This window comes from Stenotrophomonas sp. YAU14D1_LEIMI4_1 (genome assembly GCF_003086815.1).
GTDB lineage: Bacteria > Pseudomonadota > Gammaproteobacteria > Xanthomonadales > Xanthomonadaceae > Stenotrophomonas.
The window spans coordinates 417,923-438,536 of sequence record NZ_CP025997.1 but is presented as its reverse complement, the minus strand read 5'-3'; the positions used below and the strand labels follow the sequence as shown (position 1 = coordinate 438,536).

Annotated in this window: 19 protein-coding genes; 12 read left to right on the top strand and 7 right to left on the bottom strand. The window is 67.5% G+C overall.

Annotated features, from left to right (window positions below):
- Positions 1-7: 7 nt before the first annotated feature.
- Positions 8-1,483, bottom strand: a complete 1,476-nt coding sequence (locus C1932_RS01975; protein WP_108761039.1) for a transglutaminase-like domain-containing protein — start codon at positions 1,481-1,483, stop codon at positions 8-10.
- Positions 1,484-1,615: 132 nt separating this feature from the next.
- Between C1932_RS01975 and C1932_RS01970 the strand changes: the two genes are divergently transcribed.
- From C1932_RS01970 to C1932_RS01945, 6 genes are all read left to right on the top strand, one after another.
- On the top strand, positions 1,616-3,049 hold the full coding sequence (locus C1932_RS01970; protein WP_108763320.1) for an SH3 domain-containing protein: 1,434 nt from the start codon (positions 1,616-1,618) through the stop codon (positions 3,047-3,049).
- Positions 3,046-4,140, top strand: coding sequence for a dipeptide epimerase (locus tag C1932_RS01965; protein WP_108761038.1), 1,095 nt, complete (start codon positions 3,046-3,048; stop codon positions 4,138-4,140). Before C1932_RS01970 ends, C1932_RS01965 begins: the two co-directional genes overlap by 4 nt.
- 520 nt (positions 4,141-4,660) lie before the next feature.
- Entirely contained in the window at positions 4,661-5,509 is an 849-nt protein-coding gene (locus C1932_RS01960; protein WP_108761037.1) for a MurR/RpiR family transcriptional regulator, read from the top strand.
- 13 nt (positions 5,510-5,522) lie between these two features.
- Positions 5,523-6,302 carry a hypothetical protein gene (locus C1932_RS01955; RefSeq protein ID WP_234412263.1) on the top strand — a complete coding sequence of 260 codons (780 nt, stop codon included), beginning with the start codon at positions 5,523-5,525 and terminating at the stop codon, positions 6,300-6,302.
- A complete protein-coding gene (locus tag C1932_RS01950; RefSeq protein WP_108761036.1) occupies positions 6,299-7,594 on the top strand; it encodes an amino acid permease in 1,296 nt (431 codons plus the stop codon). The genes C1932_RS01955 and C1932_RS01950 overlap by 4 nt, the downstream gene beginning before the upstream one ends.
- Positions 7,595-7,740: 146 nt before the next feature.
- A complete protein-coding gene (locus C1932_RS01945) occupies positions 7,741-8,061 on the top strand; it encodes a hypothetical protein (RefSeq protein WP_108751954.1) in 321 nt (106 codons plus the stop codon).
- Between the two features lie 52 nt (positions 8,062-8,113).
- Here the strand turns inward: C1932_RS01945 and yiaA are convergent, their stop codons facing one another.
- The gene (gene yiaA / locus C1932_RS01940) at positions 8,114-8,566 is read right to left on the bottom strand and encodes an inner membrane protein YiaA (RefSeq protein WP_108761035.1); all 453 of its coding nucleotides are present in this window, start codon (positions 8,564-8,566) and stop codon (positions 8,114-8,116) included.
- Positions 8,567-8,732: 166 nt separating this feature from the next.
- Between yiaA and C1932_RS01935 the strand changes: the two genes are divergently transcribed.
- Positions 8,733-9,899, top strand: coding sequence for a PQQ-dependent sugar dehydrogenase (locus C1932_RS01935; protein WP_108761034.1), 1,167 nt, complete (start codon positions 8,733-8,735; stop codon positions 9,897-9,899).
- 57 nt (positions 9,900-9,956) lie between these two features.
- Here the strand turns inward: C1932_RS01935 and C1932_RS01930 are convergent, their stop codons facing one another.
- The 4 genes from C1932_RS01930 to folB all read right to left on the bottom strand — a co-directional run bounded on the left by C1932_RS01930 (position 9,957) and on the right by folB (position 14,652).
- Positions 9,957-10,505, bottom strand: coding sequence for a hypothetical protein (locus C1932_RS01930; protein WP_108761033.1), 549 nt, complete (start codon positions 10,503-10,505; stop codon positions 9,957-9,959).
- Between the two features lie 143 nt (positions 10,506-10,648).
- Entirely contained in the window at positions 10,649-12,823 is a 2,175-nt protein-coding gene (locus C1932_RS01925) for a glycoside hydrolase family 3 N-terminal domain-containing protein (protein WP_108761032.1), read from the bottom strand.
- 138 nt (positions 12,824-12,961) lie between these two features.
- Positions 12,962-14,233 (bottom strand): mechanosensitive ion channel domain-containing protein, encoded by a 1,272-nt coding sequence (locus tag C1932_RS01920; RefSeq protein WP_108761031.1) that lies wholly within the window; start codon positions 14,231-14,233, stop codon positions 12,962-12,964.
- Between the two features lie 65 nt (positions 14,234-14,298).
- Complete coding sequence (gene folB / locus C1932_RS01915; RefSeq protein ID WP_108751949.1) at positions 14,299-14,652, bottom strand: dihydroneopterin aldolase; 354 nt, start codon at positions 14,650-14,652, stop codon at positions 14,299-14,301.
- A gap of 353 nt (positions 14,653-15,005) precedes the next feature.
- On the opposite strand from folB, the gene C1932_RS01910 reads away from it, so the two are divergent.
- Entirely contained in the window at positions 15,006-15,659 is a 654-nt protein-coding gene (locus tag C1932_RS01910) for a hypothetical protein (protein WP_108755204.1), read from the top strand.
- A gap of 65 nt (positions 15,660-15,724) precedes the next feature.
- Here C1932_RS01910 and tsaD read toward each other — a convergent pair whose 3' ends face one another.
- Positions 15,725-16,750 (bottom strand): tRNA (adenosine(37)-N6)-threonylcarbamoyltransferase complex transferase subunit TsaD, encoded by a 1,026-nt coding sequence (gene tsaD, locus C1932_RS01905; protein ID WP_108761030.1) that lies wholly within the window; start codon positions 16,748-16,750, stop codon positions 15,725-15,727.
- Positions 16,751-16,916: 166 nt separating this feature from the next.
- Between tsaD and rpsU the strand changes: the two genes are divergently transcribed.
- The 4 genes from rpsU (at position 16,917) to dnaG (ending at position 20,601) form a co-directional block, all read left to right on the top strand.
- Positions 16,917-17,132, top strand: coding sequence for a 30S ribosomal protein S21 (gene rpsU, locus C1932_RS01900; RefSeq protein ID WP_002808376.1), 216 nt, complete (start codon positions 16,917-16,919; stop codon positions 17,130-17,132).
- Positions 17,133-17,268: 136 nt separating this feature from the next.
- On the top strand, positions 17,269-17,712 hold the full coding sequence (locus C1932_RS01895; RefSeq protein WP_108751946.1) for a GatB/YqeY domain-containing protein: 444 nt from the start codon (positions 17,269-17,271) through the stop codon (positions 17,710-17,712).
- A gap of 161 nt (positions 17,713-17,873) precedes the next feature.
- A complete protein-coding gene (locus C1932_RS01890; RefSeq protein WP_108748250.1) occupies positions 17,874-18,800 on the top strand; it encodes a YihY/virulence factor BrkB family protein in 927 nt (308 codons plus the stop codon).
- 58 nt (positions 18,801-18,858) lie between these two features.
- Positions 18,859-20,601: a DNA primase gene (gene dnaG / locus C1932_RS01885; RefSeq protein WP_108761029.1), complete on the top strand. Its 1,743-nt coding sequence runs from the start codon at positions 18,859-18,861 to the stop codon at positions 20,599-20,601.
- The last annotated feature ends 13 nt before the right edge of the window (positions 20,602-20,614 follow it).

Here is a 20,614-nt window from a genome sequence, read left to right as displayed (position 1 = left end):
AATGGATCTAGCGGATGTCGCGCTGGGGTTGCCTGGCGGGCAGTACCTGCCACTGGAGGTCATAGCTCCACTGGTCGAAGTACAGGTTGCCGCCTGCCCACTCGGCCTCGCCGCGCTGCGAGTCGACCGTTTCCGAGCGGTAATGCTGTTTGGCCGGCACCAGGGGCTGGCCGAAATCATCGTTGAAGGCGATGCGGTAGCCGTCCAGGCCCCCCAGGTAGAAGTCGCGCAGCGCAGGCACATCGCTGGCCAGCGCGCCGGTGGTCACGTCCATGGGCAGCCAGCCATACGGCGCCAGGTACACCTGCCCCCAATCGTGCAGGTTGTTGTAGCCGCTGCCATCGTCTGAAAACACCATGCCCGACTGCCAGCGCGCGGGAATGCCGTTCATGCGCAGCAGGGCGATCAGCAGCAGCGTCTGCTGGCCGCAGTCGGCATGGCCCGCGCGCAGCGCGTAGTCGCTGATGTTGCTGAGCGTGGAATACTCGCGCGCACCGGCCCAGGGAATGCGATCGACCGCGGCGAACAGCCTGCGCACCATGTGATACGGCCGCGATTCGCCCTGCAGCACCTGGTCGGAGAACAGCTTCAGCGCCGGGGTGAACTGCACATGCGGCACCTGCTCGGCCAGGTACGGCTGCAACGCGGGGTCGGCAGGCGTGGCCTGCACGCGCGCCGGATCGATGGCCGTATGCCGCGCGAAGATCGTCAGCGCGTAGCGGATTTCGAAGCGGGTCGGCTGCCCGGCCACCGCCGTGGCTTCCATATATGCCGTGCGCTGCAGGGTGGCGGCTGGCGCTACCTGCGCGTTGCCCGGGGTGCTGCCCAGCCACTGCAGCTGTTCCTGCTGGCCGGCAATCTCGCGCGGGTACGGAATCCACGCGCGCACGGTTTCCCCGGCCGGCACTGCATCGGCCTTCACCGTCAGCGACTGGGTGAATGCAATGCGCTGCGGCAGCACCGAGGCATTGCCGGTGCGTGCGGCCGCAGCCAGCACCTGCTGGTGATGCGCGTTCAGCACTTCGTTGGGGCCGGGCGCTGGCCGCGGTGCATCGGCACGGCGGCGCGCACGCGCCTCGTCACTGAGCAGGAACAGGTTCGACGGCGCGCGCTTGAAGTACCAGCGGGTGCCGTCGATATCCATGTGTTCCATCAGGCCGCGCTGGTCCCAGCGCGCGAATTCTTCGTCGGTCAGGTCGGGAATCCAACGGCGCACGGCCGCCTGTGCGGCCGCGCGGTCCAGGCTGAAATCCAGACGGATGCGGCGCATGCGTTCGCTCTGGAACTGCAGTTCGGCGGTGCCGGGCGCTTGTGCGATCAACGCCTGCGCCTGCGCGAAGTGGCCGGCGTCGACGGCATCGATCACCTGCAACAGGCGGGCGCCAGACGACGGTGCCGCCGCCGCCGCGCACGCCCACAGCAGCAGCGCGGCACCCAGGCCGGCGGCAACAGGCAGACGCGGTTTGCGAACGACGGATTCCACAGCGACACTTCCCCAGCGCGGGTGGTAACGGCTGTGTAACACGGGCGGCAGGGGTGGTCAATAATTTATTCTTGCTTTCGCCGTCGAAAGGAATAAATATTCCTACAGGCATTCGAGGAGGGTGTGCAGCGCATGATCCTGGCTTCCCGCAAACCGCGCCGTGGCACCTGGCGCCGCTGGTCCCTGGCCCTGTGCCTGCTGGCCACCCCGGTCTTCGCACAGGCCGCACCCGAGCCCGGCGCAGCGCTGCCGTATGTGATCGGGCTGCACGAGGCCTACCTGACCCCGGACTACTGGGCCGCGCGGCTGGACAACGCCGATACGCCGATCCTGGACCGCGCGCAGATCCAGGCGCAGAACGCGCGCATGCGCGCGCAGGATGCCCACATCCAGGATATCGCCGCGCTGCCCGCACAGCTTTCGGCGCAGCAGGTGCGCGCCAGCATCACCGCGCTGTCGCAGTGGCCGACGCGTGCGCTGTACAACGACGCCGGCCAGGACATCGCCCCGGCCCAGCGCAGCGCGATCGAAGCCAACCTGGGCCTGCAGGGCGTGCCGGCGCAGGTCAGCCCGGCCTATGGCCTGGTGGTGAAGCGCGCCGCGCTGCGCACCTTCCCCACCCGCCAGCGCGTTTTCAGCAGCCGCGGCGATACCGATATCGATCGCTTCCAGGAATCGGCGCTGTTCCCCGGTGACAAGGTGGCCGTCGTGCACCGCAGTGCCGATGGCCGCTGGTTGTTCGTGCACAGCGAACGCTACAGCGCCTGGATCGAAGCCGAAGCCGTGGCCACCGGCGAGAAAGCCAGCGTGCTCGGCTACGCCACGCAGGGCCCCTACCGCATCGTGACCGGTGCGGTCGCCCACACCGCCTACACCCCGGAAGAACCGCGCCTATCGCGCCTGCAGCTGGACATGGGCGTGCGCCTGCCGGTGCTGGCCGACTGGCCAGCCGCCACCGCGGTGAACGGCCAGCAGGCGCATGCCGCGTGGGTGGTGCAGCTGCCGGTGCGCGAAGCCGACGGTAGCCTGAAGCTGGTGCCTGCCCTGCTGCCGCGCTCGCAGGACACCGCCGCCGACTACCTGCCGCTGACCCCGCGCCTGCTGCTGCAGCAGGCCTTCAAATTCCTGGGCGAACGCTACGGCTGGGGCCACGACTACGACACCCGCGACTGCAGCGGCTTCGTTTCGGAAATCTACCGCAGCTTCGGCGTGCTGCTGCCGCGCAATACCAGCGCGCAGGCGGTCAGCCCGGCGCTGGACCGCCTGCCGTTCACCGACAAGGACAGCAAGGCGGTGCGCGACCGCGCGGTGGCCAACCTGCAGGTGGGCGACCTGGTCTACATTCCCGGCCACGTGATGATGGCCATCGGCCACGTCGACAGCCGCACCTGGGTCATCCACGATACCGCCGGCGGCAGCTGGTTCGGCGCCGACGGCAAGCGCGTGCAGGCCCATCTGAATGGTGTTTCGGTCACCCCGCTGGAGCCGATGATGGCCAGCGACACCGTCCGCTACATCGACCGCATCACCAACATCCAACGCCTGCGCACCAAGACCCCTGAATGAAGATCACCGCCATCGAACTGGGCATGCTGCGCGTGCCGCTGAAAACGCCGTTCAAGACCGCCCTGCGCACGGTGGAAACCGTGGAGGACGTGGTGGTGCTGGTGCGCACCGATACCGGCCACACCGGCTACGGTGAAGCACCGGCCACCGCGGTGATCACCGGCGATACCCACGGCTCGATCATCGAAGCGATCCGCCACTTCATCGCCCCGCGCCTGATCGGCCAGGAAGTGGTCAACCTCAACCGCCTGTGCGGCCTGGTGCAGACCGCCATGGAGCGCAACACCAGCGCCAAGGCGGCCGTGGAGATCGCCCTGTACGACCTGTGGGCGCAGCTGCACGGCGCACCGCTGTACCAGATGCTGGGCGGCGGCGACCCGGTCATCACCACCGATATCACCATCAGCGTGGACTACATCGACAAGATGGTGGCCGATTCGCTGTCAGCCATCGATCGCGGTTTCGAATCGCTGAAGATCAAGGTGGGCAAGGACATCGGCCTGGACATCGAGCGGGTAAAGGCGATCCATACCGCCGTGCAGGGCCGCGCCCTGCTGCGCCTGGATGCCAACCAGGGCTGGACCGCCAAGCAGGCCGTGCACGCCATGCGCACGTTGGAAGAGGCCGGCGTGGTGCTGGAACTGCTGGAACAGCCCGTGAAGGCCGCCGACATCGACGGCCTGAAGTACGTGACCGACCGGGTGAACACCCCGGTGATGGCCGACGAAAGCGTGTTCAGCCCAAGCCAGGTGATGGACCTGATCCAGCAGCGCGCGGCGGACATCATCAACATCAAGCTGATGAAGACCGGCGGCCTGTCCAACGCGATCCGCATTGCCGACATTGCCGGCATCTACGGCGTGCCGTGCATGATCGGCTGCATGATCGAATCGAGCATCAGCGTGGCCGCCGCCGTGCACCTGGCCGTGGCCAAGAGCGATGTGATCACCAAGGTCGACCTGGACGGCCCCTCGCTGGGCCAGTTCGACCCGGTCAGCGGCGGGGTGCATTTCAACGAATCGGAGATCAGCATTGCCGATGTCCCCGGGCTGGGCATCACCGAAGTGCGTGGGCTGGAGATGCTGGGTTGATTCATGCCTTGCGGCTGGATTGGCGTACAACTGACGCTGGGTCGGGCGTTACTTTTCTTTGCGCGCAAAGAAAAGTAACCAAAAGAAACGCTCCGCCGTCCGCGAGCCGACGTGCTGCGCACGCCGGTGCCCTGCGCTCCTCGGTCCGCCGAGGGACGGCGCGGAACTCGCTGCGCTCAGACACCCGCGCCTCTTCGCCCTCGCCGGACCTGCGGTGCTCGGCTCGCTACAAGGCGGATTCAAAATCCAAGGCAACAGCCGCCAGTAGATCCACGCCATGCGTGGATGCTCTTACCTTTGCCTTTGCCCTACCCCATATCCCCTTCGCGGCTGGCACGCGCGCGATCTGTCCGGGGTCAGGCGGGTGGGGCTTGCAGGGGTGTCCGCGCCATGGATGGCGCGGCCAAGCCTCCATGGACGGATTCACGGCGTCCCCCGCAAACCCCAACCGCCCGCCCCACCCCATGACCCGCTCTACGCGACCCACCGCAACGCCTTTGATAACCCCCGGACGCCCCCCATGCCGCCCCTGCTGAAAATCCGCGCCGAGCGTGGGCAGATGTCGGCCATCGAACGCCGCATCGCCGATTTCATCCTGGACAACGCCCACCTGCTGCGCGATTACTCCTCGCAGCAGCTGGCCAGCGCGCTGGGCATCAGCCAGTCCAGCGTGGTGAAGTTCAGCCAGAAGCTGGGCTTCAAGGGCTACCCGGACCTGAAGTACTCCATCGGCCAGGACGTGGCCCGCGCCGGCAGCGCTGCGCCGCAGGCCCCGCATGAGCCCGAAGGCGGCGACGACTACCAGCGGCTGGACGATGCCCTGCAGCGCAGCAAGGCGCAGGCCGAGGAAGAAACCCGCGCGGCCAACCCACGCGAGGAAATCGAACGCATCGTGCAGATGCTCGATGGCGCGCCCAAGCTGTTCGTGTACGGCCTGGGCGACGACGGCCTGTACGCACGCGAGTTCGCCATGCGCCTTTCGCTGCTGGGCCTGCTGGTGGTACCCCACACCGACCCGGTGCTGCTGCTGGCCAACCTGTCCGCCGCGCGGCCCGGCGATGTGCTGCTGGTGTTTTCCGAATTCGGCCACCTGCCGCAGCTTTCGCACCTGTCGCGGCAGTTCCAGGACATGGGCGGCAAGGTCGTATCGATCACCCGCCACACCGCCAACCCGCTGCGCGCGCACGCCGCCGCGTCGCTGGTGGTGTGCGCGCACGACCGCGCGCCGCAGGTGGCGCAGCTGCTGTACCGTAGTGCCATGCACGCGCTGCTGGATTTCCTGTTCGTGCTGCTGTGCCATGCCAATCCGGATCGCAAGCGCCAGCTGGCGGTGAACCTGGAGCGGATCGACCACCTGTTGGATTCCTGACCGGAGTGCCTGCATGAACCGCTTGTTCCGTCGTGCTGTCAGCGTGGGTCTGTTGATCCTGCTGCCGCAGTTGCCCGCCGCCGCCCTCAGCCCGCTGCCGCCGCCCCTGGCGCACAGCAACCAGCTGGTGGTGGTGGTGACTGACGACTGGGATGCCACGCAGGGCAAGCTGCAGGCCTACACCCGCGGCGCCAAGGGCTGGCAGCCGCAGGGCCCGGCATTCGACGTGGCGATCGGGCGCAAGGGCAGCGCCTGGGGCCTGGGCCTGGCCGGCGCACCGATGGACGGCCCGCAGAAGCAGGAAGGCGATGGCCGCAGCCCGGCCGGTGTCTTCGCCATCGGCAGTGCCTTCGGCTACGCGGCCAAGGCCAGCACCGGGCTGACCTATCTGCCGATGCAGCAAAGCAGTTACTGCATGGATGTACCGGCATCGCCGTACTACAACCAGGTGGTGGATGCGCGCGAAGTGGGTGCCGAGGCGGTGAAGGATTCCACCGAGCCGATGCGGCTGGACCTGCACAACAAGGGCGACGTGCGCTATCAACAGGGCTTCATCATTGCTCACAACGCCGGCAATGAACCCGGCCGCGGCAGTTGCATCTTCGCCCATCTGTGGCGCCAGCCCGCCGAAGCCACCGCCGGCTGCACCGCCATGACCGCCGCCCACATGGGCACCCTGCTGGCCTGGCTGAAAGATGACGCGCAACCACGCTTCGTGCTGCTGCCGCGCGCGCAGTACCTGCATTACCAGGACCGCTGGCAACTGCCCGTACTGACGGGGGCACTGCGTTGAGCGCACAGGACGAACCGCAGCTGCAGCGCGCGGTCAGCCGCTGGCAGATCGTCGGGCTGTCGATCAACGATGTGATCGGCAGCGGCATCTACCTACTGCCGGCGGCCACGGTCGCCCTGCTCGGCCCCTTCAGCCTGTGGGGCGTGGTCGCCGCCGGCATCGTGGTGGCCCTGCTGGTGCTGTGCTATGCGCAGGCCGCCAGCTACTTCGATGAACCCGGTGGCAGTTACCTGTACGCGCGCGAAGCCTTCGGCCGTTTCGCCGGCTTCGAGATCGGCTGGATGATCTGGCTGACCCGCATCAGTTCCGCCGCCGCACTCAGCAATGCGCTGGCCGATGCCGTGGCGCGCTTCTGGCCGTGGGCCGGTGCCGGCGTCGGCCGGCTTGCGGTCATCGTGCTGTCGCTGGGCTTCCTGACGGGGGTAAACATCATCGGCGTGCGCTCGGCCGCGCGCACCGGCATCGTGCTGGTGATCGGCAAGATGCTGCCGCTGCTGCTGTTCGTGGCCATCGGCGCCTTCTACATCGATCCGCAGTTGGCCTTCTCCGGCCAGCGCCCCGACCCGCACGACCTGCAACGCATGGGCGAAGCAGCCCTGCTGCTGCTGTACGCCTATGCCGGGTTCGAGAACATTCCGGCCGCCGCCGGTGAGTACCGCAACCCGCGCCGCGATATTCCCTTCGCGCTGATCACCATGATCGTCACCGTCACCGTGATCTACGGTGCGGTGCAGCTGGTCGCGCAGGGCACCCTGGCCGGCCTGGCCAGTTCGGCCACGCCGCTGGCCGATGCCGCCGCCGGCTTCGGTGGCGAGGCGCTGGCCCTGATCCTGACCGTGGGCGCCACGATCTCCATTCTGGGCACCAACAGCAACACCATGATGATGGGCCCGCGCTTCCTGTTCGCCCTGGCCCGCGATGGCTACGGGCCGAAGGTGCTGGCGCAGGTGCATCCGCGCTTCCGCACGCCGGCCGCCGCCATTCTGTGCCAGGGCGTGATCGCACTGGGCCTGGCGCTGTCCGGTTCGTTCGTGCAGTTGGCCCTGCTGTCGATGACCACGCGCCTGTTCGCCTACATCGGCACGGCGGCGGCGGTGCTGGTGCTGGCCAAGCGTTTCGCCGACCGGCCCGGTGCGTTGAAGCTGCCTGGCGGCCCGCTGATTCCGGTGCTTGCGCTGCTGCTGTGCCTGGCCTTGTTCATCAGCGCCAGCTGGCAGAACATCGCCGCCGCGCTGATCGCCTTTGCCATCGGCGCGGTGATCTACAAGCTGCCGCGCAAACCCGACATGTAGAGTCGAGCCATGCTCGACTGGATTTAACGGCCGTCGAGCATGGCTCGACGCTACAGAACAGGGATACCTGCCCTTCACGCAACCGGCCCGGGCTGTTAACCGCCGCCCGGGCACGATCAGGCTTCGTCCACCACGGAGCCCGAGCGATGAGCCCCGACTATCAGATTCCCGGCCGCGTGCCGGAAGACAGCACCCCGCGCCAGGCCGTTTCCGACTACTGGCGCGACCGTTACACGGCCGAGCCGTACTACGACGAAAGCCTGTACTTCGACGACTATGAACCGGCCTATCAGTTGGGCCATTCCGCGCGTGCGCAGGACATCATCCGCGCCTACGAGGAGGTCGAGCGCGAGCTGGAAGGCCGCTGGGCGCAGGAGCGCGGCAAGAGCCGGCTGGAATGGGCGCAGGCGCGCAACGCGGTGCGCCGTGGCTGGGAAGAATCCGAGCGCGTGCCACGCAATCGCTGAACACGGCTGCGCATCGGTGGCGCCGGATAGGCTCGGCGCCACCGCTCACCCGTCATTCCTGTTCCGGCAGCGGCGGAATGGCCGTCCCACGCGGCGCTTCACCCGCACCTGCCGCGATCAGGTCGCGGGTGTTCTTCTGCACCGCCACCGCACCAAACAGCGACAGCGCGAAGGCCATGCCGTAGAAGCCCTTCTCGCTCAGCGCCAGGGTGGCGTTCCACAAGCCCACCAGCAACAACAGCAGCGCCGACAGCAGCGCAAACCAGCACAGCGCGTAGTACAGCCCGCTCACCGGGATGCCTTCCACCCGGTCGCGCACGCTTTTCTGCAGGGAAACGGCGGCAAACAGGCCGAACAGCAGCAGGGTCAGGTAGTAGCCTTTCTCGTTCAGCGCCATCTGCGCGTTGAACAGGCCGATCAGGTAGGCCACCGCCCCCAGCAGCAGGGCCACCCACGAGGCGGCGATGAAAGCGGGGGACGGTCGTGCGGTAACGGGGGTGTGCATTGCAGATCCTTGCAGACTGGCGGGCATGCATTGCCCGGGCACGGCCACCCTAGACCATTGGCGAAGCGCCGCACAGGGGGCAGCAGGACCTTCGGGCCACGACCGTCACCCCCACGGTGGTATACAACACAGAGCCTGGCCATCCGCATCCCCGTTGGAGATACCCATGACCCGCACGCCCCTGCTGCTCGCCCTCGGCCTGTTGCCGATCCTTGCCACCACCGCCTGCAGCGCCGCCGGCCCGGACACGGCAGCCACCTCCGCAGCCGCCGCAGCGCCGGCCAGCACTGGCGAGCGCCCGTTCACCGCCACCGAAGTCAGCCGCTTCGACCAGCCCTGGGCGATGACCTTCCTGCCCGACGGCAGCCTGCTGGTGACCGAAAAGCGCGGCAAGCTGCAGCACTTCGATATCGCCAGCGGCGCCAAGCATGAGATCCGCGGCGTGCCGAAGGTGGCCTATGGCGGCCAGGGTGGCTTCGGCGATGTAATCCTGCATCCGGACTTCGCCCGCAACAATGTCGTTTACGTCAGTTATGCCGAAGAAGGCACGCTGGACACGCGCGGCGCGGCCGTGGCCCGTGCCACCCTGGCCTTGGACGCGCAGGGCGGCGGCGAGCTGAAGGACCTGCAGGTGATCTGGCGGCAGACGCCGAAGGTCAGCGGCCAGGGCCACTACGGCCACCGCCTGGTGTTCGGCCCCGATGGCAAGCTGTGGATCGGTTCCAGCGAGCGGCAGAAGTTCGATCCGGCGCAGGACATGGGCAGCAACCTGGGCAAGATCGTGCGCCTGAACGACGACGGCACGCTGCCGGCCGACAATCCGTTCGCATCGCAGGGCGGCGTGGCGGCGCAGGTCTGGTCGCTGGGCCACCGCAACATCCTGGGCATCGCCTTCGACGGCAACGGCAAGCTGTGGGCGCAGGAAATGGGCCCGGCCGGCGGTGACGAGCTGAACCTGATCCAGCGCGGCTCCAACTACGGCTATCCCATCGTGTCCAACGGCGACCACTACGATGGCCGCCCGATTCCCGACCACGACACGCGCCCGGAATTTGCCGCGCCGAAGGTCACCTGGAACCCGGTGATTTCCCCGGCCGGGTTGATCTTCTACAACGGCGCGCTGTTCCCGCAGTGGAAGGGCAGCGCCTTCATCGGCGGCCTGTCGTCCACCTCGCTGGTGCGCGTGGCCTTCGACGGCGACAGCGCCCGCGAGGCCGAGCGCTTCAACATGGGTGAGCGCATCCGCGAAGTGGAACAGGGCCCGGACGGTGCGCTGTGGCTGCTGGAAGATGGCAGCAAGGCACGCCTGCTGAAGCTCACGCCGAAGGCCTGATCACCCGGCAATGCGCAGCTGGAACGGCCCCGCATGCGGGGCCGTTTCGTTTTCCACTTACTGGATGGTGATGACCTTCACTTCGCTGCGCGTGCATGCCGCATCCAGGCACGTGCCGTTCAACCAGACCTGGCCATCGCCGATCATCACGCCCTGCTGGTTCACGAAGACCTTGCCGAAATCCTGTTCGGACACGGCCTTGACCACCGCCGGGGTGATGATGGTTTCGTAGTTGCGCTGGAATTCACCCGGGCCGGTGATCTTCTTGCCGCCGGCGATATTCAGCGGGAAGCGCACTTCCTCCACCACTGCCGCACGGTCGCCACCGACCACGGCGGTCTTGAACGCGTTGAACACCTTTTCGTACTGCGCCGCGTCGCCCAGCACGCTGTCGATGCGGGCACGCGCGTCATCGGCTTCGGGCCCTGCCTGCTCGGCAGCCGCCTGCGGCGCGGCGGCCGCATCGGGCGTGGTGCTCGCCGCCGCTTCGGCAGGCGTGGCGCCGGTCATCGGCGGCGGTGCGTCGGCCGCAGGTTCGGACGGCGCGGGCGGCTGCGAACAGGCCGCCAGCAGCAGGGCCGGTATCAGGAAAGCGATCTTGCGCATGCGCGGACTCCATCGGATCGAAAGCCCGATGGTAGCGCCGGGCCACGCCCGGCGTGTTCGCGCATCGTGAGCAAGGCAACGCCGGGTGTTGCCCGGCGCTACCGCTTGCCGTAGATCCACGCCATGCGTGGATCAGGGCGCAATCAGCCCTTCAACAACTCGAACTGCACCGCTTCACCGGCCGCCGACGAGGCACACACCCACACGTCGAACTGGCCCGGCTCGGCACGCAGCACGCCGTCGCGGCCGGTGAACGCCAGCTGCTCGCGGGTCAGGGTGAACACCACCTCGGTCGATTCACCCGGTTGCAGTGCCACCTTGCGGAAGTCCTTCAGTTCACGCACCGGGCGCACGCGGCTGGCCACGCGGTCGTGGATGTACAGCTGCACCACTTCTTCGCCGGCCACGCGGCCGGTGTTGGTCAGGGTGGTGGTCACGGTGAGGGTGTCATCCCAGCCCAGCTGCGCGGCGCTGAGCTGCGGCACGCCGTAGGCGAAGGTGGCGTAGCCGATGCCGTGGCCGAACGGGTACAGCGGCTCGTTCGGAATCTCGCGCCAGCGCGCCTTGAATTCCGACATGGTCGGCAGTTCCGGGCGGCCGGTGCGCGGGTGGTTGTAGAAGTACGGCTGCTGGCCGGACACCTGCGGGAAGCTGACCGGCAGGCGGCCGGACGGGCTGTAATCGCCGAACAGCACATCGGCCACGGCATGGCCGGTCTGCGTGCCCAGGTACCAGGTAACCGCCACGGCGTGCGCATTGCGCACCGCGCCCTGCAGGGCCAGCGCGCGACCATTGCGCAGCAGCACCACCAGCGGCTTGCCGGTCATCGCCACGGCCTCGGCCAGCGCCTGCTGTGCCGGCGGCAGGGTGATTTCCACGCGCGACTGCGCTTCACCGCTGTAGCGCTGCGGTTCGCCCAGTGCCAGCACCACCACATCGGCGCGCAGCGCAGCGGCCACGGCCGCTTCGGTGCCGCCCGGGATGGCCGCTTCCAGCTCGCAGCCCGGCACGATTTCCAGCAGCGCTGCATCGCCGATGGCCGCGCGCACGCCGGTTTCCAGATCCACGTAGCGCTGCTTGTCGCCGAACAGGGTCCAGCAGCCTTCGATGTTCTCGCGGTCCTGCACGAACGGGCCGATCAGCGCGATCTTCTGCCCGGTCTTCTGCAGCGGCAGCACGTTGTCGCGGTTGTTCAGCAGCACGATGGAACGGCGCGCGGCGTCGCGCGACAGCTCGTCGTGGGCGGCGATGTGCGCGGTGTCTGCTTCGCGCGCCGGGTCCAGCGACCGGTACGGGTCGTCGAACAGGCCGATGGTTTCCTTCAGCCACAGGATGCGGCGCACGCCTTCGTCCAGCACGGCCATCGGCACTTCGCCGCTTTCCACCAGGCCCGGCAGGTGTTCGGCGTAGAAGCCGCTCTGCATGCTCAGGTCCAGGCCGGCGGTGAACGCCTTGGCGGTGGCATCGCGGTCGTCGGCGGCATAGCCGTGGGCGACCAGTTCCATGTCGGCGGTGTAATCGGAAATGACCACGCCCGGGAACTTCCACTCACCGCGCAGGATGTCGGTCAGCAGTTCGGCGTTGGCACTGGCCGGCACGCCGTTGATGTCGTTGAACGAGGACATCACGGTGATCGCGCCGGCATCGAAGGCGGCCTTGAAGGGCGGCAGGTGCACGTCGCGCAGGGTCTGCGGCGAGATGTCCACCATGTTGTATTCCATGCCAGCCATCACCGCACCGTAGGCGGCGAAATGCTTGGGCGTGGCCAGCAGCGAATCGGCGGCGCGCAGGTCGCTGCCCTGGAAGCCACGCACGCGGGCGGCGGCGAACGCACAGCCCAGCACCACGTCCTCACCGGCGCCTTCGGCACCGCGGCCCCAGCGCTGGTCGCGGGCGATATCCACCGCCGGCGCGTAGGTCCAGTGCAGGCCGGCTGCGGTGGCCTCGATGGCGGTGGCACGGGCGGTGCGCTCGGCCAGGTCCGGCTCGAAGCTGGCTGCTTCGCCCAGCGGGATCGGGAACACGGTGCGCATGCCGTGGATCACGTCGGCAGCCAGGATCACCGGAATGCCCAGGCGGCTTTCCTCGGTGGCCACCTGCTGGATGCGGCGGCCCAGTTCGGCGCCCACGCCATTGAACAGCGAGCCGACCTTGCCCTCGCGCACCTGCTGCAGCACCTGGTCGGCGTTGCGCACGTTCGCTTCCGGGTTCACGTCCGGCGCGAACGGACGCACCATGTCGGCGAAGACACCCAGCTGGCCGACCTTTTCCTCGACGGTCATCTGGGCAATGAGGGATTCGATGCGATCGGAGGCCACCAGCTGTCCTTATGAAAACGTTTACAAGCCCGGCATTCTAGCGTTCCCGGGCGGTTTGGCGAGAGGTTTCTACGTTCAGTTTCGTGCGCCCGCCCACAGTCTGGGCGTTCCATACGGGTGCGGACGCGAGGGTGCAGCTTACTCCGAGCCGGCCTGCTGGCGCTGCCCGGCCATCAACATGGCATCGCTGGAGGCCTGGAACACCCGCAGCCCGAAGGCCGGCAGGATGGCCAGCAGGTGGTCGAAGATGTCCGACTGCACCGCTTCGTATTCGGCCCAGGCAGTGCTGCGGGTGAAGCAGTACAGCTCCAGCGGCAGGCCTTCGGTGGTCGGCTGCAGCTGGCGCACCAGCAGGGTCATGTCCTGGTGGATGCCGGGGTGGTTGCGCAGGTAGCGCTCCACGTACACCCGGAAGGTGCCCAGGTTGGTCACCCGGCGGCTGTTCACATCGGCCACGCCCTGCTCGCGCAGGCGCCCGTTCCACTGCCCCAGCTCCTGTTCCTTCTGCTGCAGGTAGTCGCCCAGCAGGGCGAACTGGCCCAGGAACTGCAGGTCGCCGTCATCCAGGAAGCCGACGCTGTGCTGGTCCAGGTACAGCGCGCGCTTGATCCGGCGGCCGCCGGCTTCCTGCATGCCACGCCAGTTCTTGAACGATTCGGTCACCAGCTTCTTGGTCGGAATGGTGGTGATGGTCTTGTCGAAGTTCTGCACGGTGATGGTGTGCAGGGCGATGTCGATCACGTCGCCATCGGCATTCTGGCTGGGCATTTCGATCCAGTCGCCAATGCGCACGCGGCCGTCGCCACTGATCTGCACGCTGGCCACCAGCGACAGGATGGTGTCCTGGAAGATCAGCATCAGCACCGCAGTGGCCGCGCCCAGGCCAGTTACCAGCGGCCCCAGCTTCACCCCCAGCAGGGTGGCCAGGATCGACAGGCCGGCGGCCACGAACACCACGATCTTGACCACCTGCAGGTAGCCCTTGATCGGCTTGTTGCGGGCATCGGGCTTGCGCTCGTACAGGTCGTTGGCCGCGTCCAGCGCGTGCGACACCGCCAGCGCCAGGGTCAGCACCGCCCAGGCGGTACACAGCGCCACTACGCCGCTGACCAGGCGCGGCGGCAGATCGGGAATCAGCGCCACGCCCGAGGCGATCACCTGGCTGGGCACCACGTTGGACAGGCGCGCGATGACCCGCATCAGGTGGCTGCCACGGCCGGTATCGGCGCCGGGCAGGCGGCTGATCAGGCGCCGCAGGCCGCGCAGCAGGATGCGCTTGGTCACCCAGTTGGCCAGGCCGGCGGCGATCAGCAGCGCCGAAATCATCAACGCCAGGTAGGCGCCGGGATAGGGTTTCAGTGTGTTCTGCAGCTGGTCCAGCCACTGTACCGCCACCACCGCGTCCACCATCCGTTGTCTCCTTGTTGTTGTGTCATGCAGGCCGGCCCGCGGCCGGCAGAAAAAACCCGTTTCCGTCAGTCGCGCGAACGCTCGATGATCACACCCACCGCGCGCGCGCCGCGCACCGCACCGGGCTTGCTCAGCTTCAGCCGCAGCCATTTCACCTCGAATTCGTCCAGCACGATCTGCGCGCAGCGCTCGGCCAGCGTTTCCACCAGACCGAACTCCGATTCGCGCACGAACTGTTCCAGGCGTTTGCTGACCGCCTTGTAGTTCAGGGTATGGGCGATGTCATCGCTGGCGGCCGGGCGACGGTTGTCAAAGCCCATTTCCAGATCGAACACCAGGTCCTGGCGGATGCGCCGTTCCCAGTCGTAGATACCGATCAGGGCGTCGATGGTCAGCCCTTCGATGAAAACCTTGTCCATTGCGGTTACCAGCCGAATACAGACGGCCATGGTACCGGCACGGCGGTGAGCCTGCCCGGAACGGGGGGTGGCGGTGGATGCGGCGGAAAAAACAAAGGGCCCTGCTAGCGGGGCCCTTTGGTACCTCTCAACGTCCCCAGGGGAAGCTGGAATCCAGCCGCGAGTCCCGGAGCACACGCCGCAAGGTTAGGAGTGCCACCCAGCCCAGTCAATTGGCAAATGCGACACGGCAGACGACAGGGTGAATGACCGAGCCGATCCACAAAAAACACTGACGATCCTGATGCCGTTTTCTGATGTTCCTGCCTCGTTCCCAAGGTCAATGTGAAGCCACGTTCCCTGGGAGTGAGTTGATGAAGGAAAGCAGGATCCTGCAGGCAGCACTATCCCGGCAGAGATGGTCGACCTACGAACGCATCGCTTCGCGTTGCGTAGCCGAACCCGCCACGCTCTATGCCTGGAACATGCAGATGTGTGCTGCTCTCCTGCCACCGCTGCACATCTGCGAGGTCGTGATCCGCAATGCAGCCGCTACGGCGCTGGCGCATCGCTATGGTCGATGCTGGCCTTGGCATCCAGCGCTGCTGCGCAGTCTTCCTGCCGAAGGCGCGCTTGCATCGCTACGCGATGCCTGCGGCAGCGCCGGAGCTCCCAGGGATGTACCCGAGGTCATCGCCAAGCTGCGATTCGGCTTCTGGCAGCAATTGTTCGCTCGACGGTTCGAGCATTCGATCTGGGCCGGGACCATGAGTCTGGTGCTGCCACACGCACCCTCGGCGCCGCTGTCCGTCCTGCGTCGGTCCATCCATGCCGACCTCGACCGCATCCGCCACCTGCGCAACCGCATCGCCCACCACGAACCCATCCTGGAGCGCGACATCGGTGCCGACCTGGCCGCGATCGGGCGGCTGATCCATGCGCGCTGCCCACATACCCTTGGCTGGCTGCAGCGGCATGAGCGGGCGACGACGGTGCTGGCCGCATCGCCGTTGGGTGCCCGTCCGTAATGCGTCCGCCGGGCATGGCCCGGCGCTACCGGCGCGCGTGGTTTACGCCGCCGGGAAATCGTCGTTCACACCGCCGGCAGGGTCGCCATGTCCCAGCGCGGGGTCACCTCGACCTTCGGCGGGTTGTGCTGCCCGGCCTGCAGCCGCAGCGCGCCGGCGAAGGCGATCATCGCGCCGTTGTCGGTGCACAGCGCCGGGCGCGGGAAGCAGGCACGGCCGCCCAGGCGTTCGGCCATCTGCTGCAGGCGCGCGCGCAGGCGCTTGTTGGCGCCCACGCCGCCGGCCACCACGATCACGTTGGTGCCGGCCGCTTCCAGCGCGCGCTCGCACTTGATGCTCAGCGTTTCCACCACCGCATCTTCGAAGCCACGGGCAATGTCGGCGCGGGTCTGCTCGCTCTGGTCGCTGTCGCGCCAGGCCATCAGGACCTGGGTCTTCAAGCCGGAGAAGCTGAAATCCAGCCCCGGCCGGTCGGTCATCGGCCGCGCGAAGCGGTACACGCCGGGCGTGCCCTGCTCGGCCAGCCTGGCCAGCTGCGGGCCGCCGGGATACGGCAGCCCCATCATCTTGGCGGTCTTGTCGAAGGCCTCGCCGGCCGCGTCGTCCAGGGTTTCGCCCAGCAGGCGGTACTGGCCGATGGCATCCACCGCCACCAGCTGGGTATGGCCGCCGGACACCAGCAGGGCCACGAACGGGGCCTGCGGCGGGTCGTCTTCCATCAACGGCGCCAGCAGGTGGCCTTCCATATGGTGTACGCCCACCGCCGGCACCTCCAGCGCCCAGGCCAGCGAACGGGCCACGCCCGCCCCCACCAGCAGGGCGCCGACCAGGCCGGGGCCGGCCGTGTAGGCCACCCCGTCAATGTCGTCCACGCCCAGCCCGGCCTCGCCCAGGGTCTGGCGGATCAACGGCAGCAGCTTGCGCACGTGGTCACGGCTGGCCAGCTCGGGCACCACACCACCGTATTTGGCGTGCAGGGCGATCTGGCTGTAGACCGCATGGGCGCGCAGGGCCGCGCTGCCGGCCAGGTCGGTGTCATACACCGCCACGCCGGTCTCATCACAGGAAGATTCGATGCCAAGGACTCGCATGCCTGCTATTATGACGCCCCTGCCGGTCCCTCGGGGACTGTGCAGAACCCTCTGCAATCGAACCACCGGCCCGTATTCAGGGTTGGCCGCTTGCAGTTTGTCTTTTCGCCGCTATAATGTGCGGCTCGCCGGGCGTGACCCGGTTCTACTGTGTCCCGGAGATTCCATGCCCAGCGTCAAAGTCCGCGAGAACGAGCCCTTCGAGTTTGCTCTTCGCCGCTTCAAGCGCACTTGCGAAAAGGCCGGTGTGCTGGCCGAAACCCGCAAGCGCGAGTTCTACGAAAAGCCGACCCAGGAGCGCAAGCGCAAGGCCGCCGCTGCTGTGAAGCGTCAGCTGCGCCGCTCGTCGCGCGACGTCACCAAGCGTCAGCGCCTGTACTGATCGGACGCATCTTCATTGCGGCGGGCTCGTCCTTCCGCAGTGGAGTCGAAGCCGGCACGCGCGAGCGTTGCCGGCTTTTTGCGTTTCCGGGCCCGGGCATCCGCCCTGCCCCACCACCATCACCTCGAGGTTCCTCATGAGCATGAAGCAGCAGCTCACCGAAGACATGAAGGCCGCCATGAAGGGCGGCGAGAAGCACAAGCTGGGCGTGATCCGCCTGATCAACGCCGCCATCAAGCAGAAGGAAGTGGACGAGCGCATCGAGCTGGATGACACCGCCGTGATCGCCGTGCTGGACAAGATGGTCAAGCAGCGCAAGGACTCGGTCAGCCAGTACGAAGCGGCCAACCGTGAAGACCTGGCCGAGATCGAGCGCGCCGAGATCGTGGTGATCGAAGCCTACCTGCCGGCCAAGATGGGCGAAGCCGAGATCGTGGCCGCCATCCAGGCCGCCATGGCCGAAACCGGCGCCAGCACCCCGGCCGACATCGGCAAGCTGATGGGCGCGCTGAAGCCGAAGCTGGCTGGCCAGGCCGACATGGGCCTGGTGTCCAAGCTGGTCAAGCAGCAGCTGTCGTAAGCCAGCCCTTGGGGTCAGAGCCCTTTCGCTCGCGAAAGGGATCTGACCCCATCGCAGCATTCCCGGGGTCGGATCCCTTTCGCCACGCGAAAGGGCTCTGACCCCATCGCGGTCCCCGGCGCTTCACCACGCCTTCGACCTCCGGCTGCTACAACAGCCGCATGGTCGAACCGGCACCCCGCGTCCCCGTGAATCTGCAAAAGTACGTCCAGCGCCTGCAGGACAGTTTCCCGATGGCGGTAGGCAAGCGCTTCGTCGACATCGACGTGCTCACCCAGGCCGCCTCGGTCTCCTTCTACGCCCTGCTGTCGATGGCACCGCTGCTGGTGCTGCTGCTGTGGCTGACCGCCTCGCTGTACCCGCCCGCGCAGCAGGCCCTGGTCGAACAGATCAGCTCGGTGGCCGGCAGCAGTGCCGCCACGGTGGCCGAAACCGTGCTGAAGAACGCCGACAACCAGCCCGACGTGGGCTCGCTGGCCGGGCTGTGGAGCACCCTGCTGCTGTTCATCGGCGCGACGGCGGTGTTCGCCCAGCTGCAGAACGCACTGAACCTGATCTTCCGCACCAGCGGCGAACGCCTGGACGGCATCAAGGCCTGGCTGCGCAAGCGCGTGTTCTCCTTCGGCGTGGTGCTGGCGCTGGGCTTCCTGCTGATCCTGTCGATGACCGCCACCACCATGCTGCAGGTCGCATTCGCGCAGCTGCCGTCGGTGCTGCCGGCCATCGGCTACCTGACCAGCCTGCTGCTGTACGCGGCCGGCTTCGCCTTCATGTACCACTACCTGCCGGACCGCCGCGTGGCCTGGCGCCAGGCCTTCATCGGCGGCGTCATCACCTCGGCGCTGTTCGCGCTGGGGCGCTATGGCATCGGCGTGTACATCGCCACCGTCGCACCGGGCAGCGCCTACGGGTCGATGGGCGCGCTGGTCATTTCGCTGGTCTGGATCTACTACGCCACCGTGGTGTTCTTCGTCGGCGCCTTGATGACCGCGGTGATCGACGAACGCCTGCGCGCGCGCAACCATCTGGCGCTGGCCGGCATCGATCCGGCCACGGCGCAGGCAGATGCCCAGCAAGGGGTAAACTAGGGGCACTGACTGTTCCCCTCTGCGTGGCCCTGCCGGCCGCGCCCCTGCCCTGTTGCCCATGGCCCGTATCCCCGACGCATTCATCGACGACCTGCTGGCCCGCTCCGACATCGTCGAGGTGGTCGGCAGCCGCGTGCCGCTGAAGCGCCAGGGCAAGGAATACGCCGCCCGCTGCCCGTTCCACGATGAACGCTCGGCCTCGTTCACCGTCTCGCCCACCAAGCAGTTCTACCACTGCTTCGGCTGCGGCGCGCACGGCACCGCCATCAGCTTCCTGATGAACTACGACCGCCTCGAGTTCCTCGACGCGGTGGACGAACTGGCCAAGCGCGCCGGCATGGAAGTGCCGCGCAGCGAGAACCCGCGCAGCGCGCAGCAGCAGGACGAAGGCCGCGAGTTGTATGCCGCGCTGGATGCGGCCATGAAGTTCTTCCAGAAGAACCTGGAAGGCAGCGACAAGGCGCGTACCTATCTGGACGGCCGTGGCGTGGACGAAGAGAACCGCGCCCGCTTCCAGATCGGCTACGCGCCGGACGGCTACAGCGGGCTGCGCGATGCGCTGGGCAAGGACGAGCGCAAGATGAAGCTGCTCGATCGCGCCGGCCTGTTTTCCAAGAACGACCGCGGCCACGTCTACGACAAGTTCCGCGACCGGGTGATGTTTCCGATCTTCGACCGCCGTGGCCGGGTGATCGCCTTCGGCGGCCGCGTGTTCGAGAAGGACGACGGCCCCAAGTACCTCAACTCGCCGGAAACTGCGCTGTTCCACAAGGGCCGCGAACTGTACGGCCTGTGGCAGGTGCGCCAGGCCAACCAGAAGATCGAGCGGCTGATCGTGGTCGAGGGCTACATGGACGTGGTCTCGCTGTTCCAGTTCGGGGTCACCCAGGCGGTGGCCACGCTGGGCACGGCCACCACGCCCGACCATGCCGAGCTGCTGTTCCGCAACGCGCCGGACGTGTTCTTCTGCTTCGACGGTGACGCCGCCGGCCGCCGTGCCGGCTGGAAGGCGCTGGAATCGGTGCTGCCGCGCATGAAGGATGGCCGCCAGGCCTTCTTCCTGTTCCTGCCCGACGGCGAGGACCCGGACACCATCGTGCGCAAGGAAGGCGCCGAGGTCTTCAACGAACGCCTGAAGCAGGCCACGCCGCTGTCGCAGTTCTTCTTCGATGAACTGACCCGCGAGATCAACCTGGGCACGCTGGACGGCAAGGCCCGCCTGGCCGAACGCGCAAAGCCGATGCTGGCGCAGATTCCCGACGGCGCCTTCGGCGACCTGATGAAGCAGCAGCTGGCGCAGCTGACCGGCCTGGGCGGCGGCAACGCGGCGGCCGCGCGCGCGCCGATGCCGCAGCGCGCGCCGGCCCGGCAGATCCAGCCCATCGCCAAGCGCAGCCTGGTGCGCGGCGCCATTGCCGTACTGCTGCAGCAGCCATCGCTGGCGCTCACGCTGGGCGGCAAGCACCACTTCCAGGGCCTGCGCCTGCCCGGCGTGGAGCTGCTGCTGGAACTGCTGGGGCTGGTCGAACAGCGCCCGGACATCAGCACCGGCGCCCTGCTGCAGCATTTCGACGGCCGCGAAGAGCAGGCCTCGCTGCACACGCTGGCCGCGCAGACCCTGCCCGGCGATGAGGCGGTGTGGACCCAGGAACTGCACGACGCCGTCGCCCAGCTGGAGAAACAACTGCTGGTGCAACGTCTGGACGAGCTGTTGGCAAAGCAGCGCCAACAGGGCCTGGACGATACTGACAAGTACGAACTGCGCGAGCTGCTGAAGGCGCGCGCCACCCTGCGCCTGTAGGGCGGCCACCCAC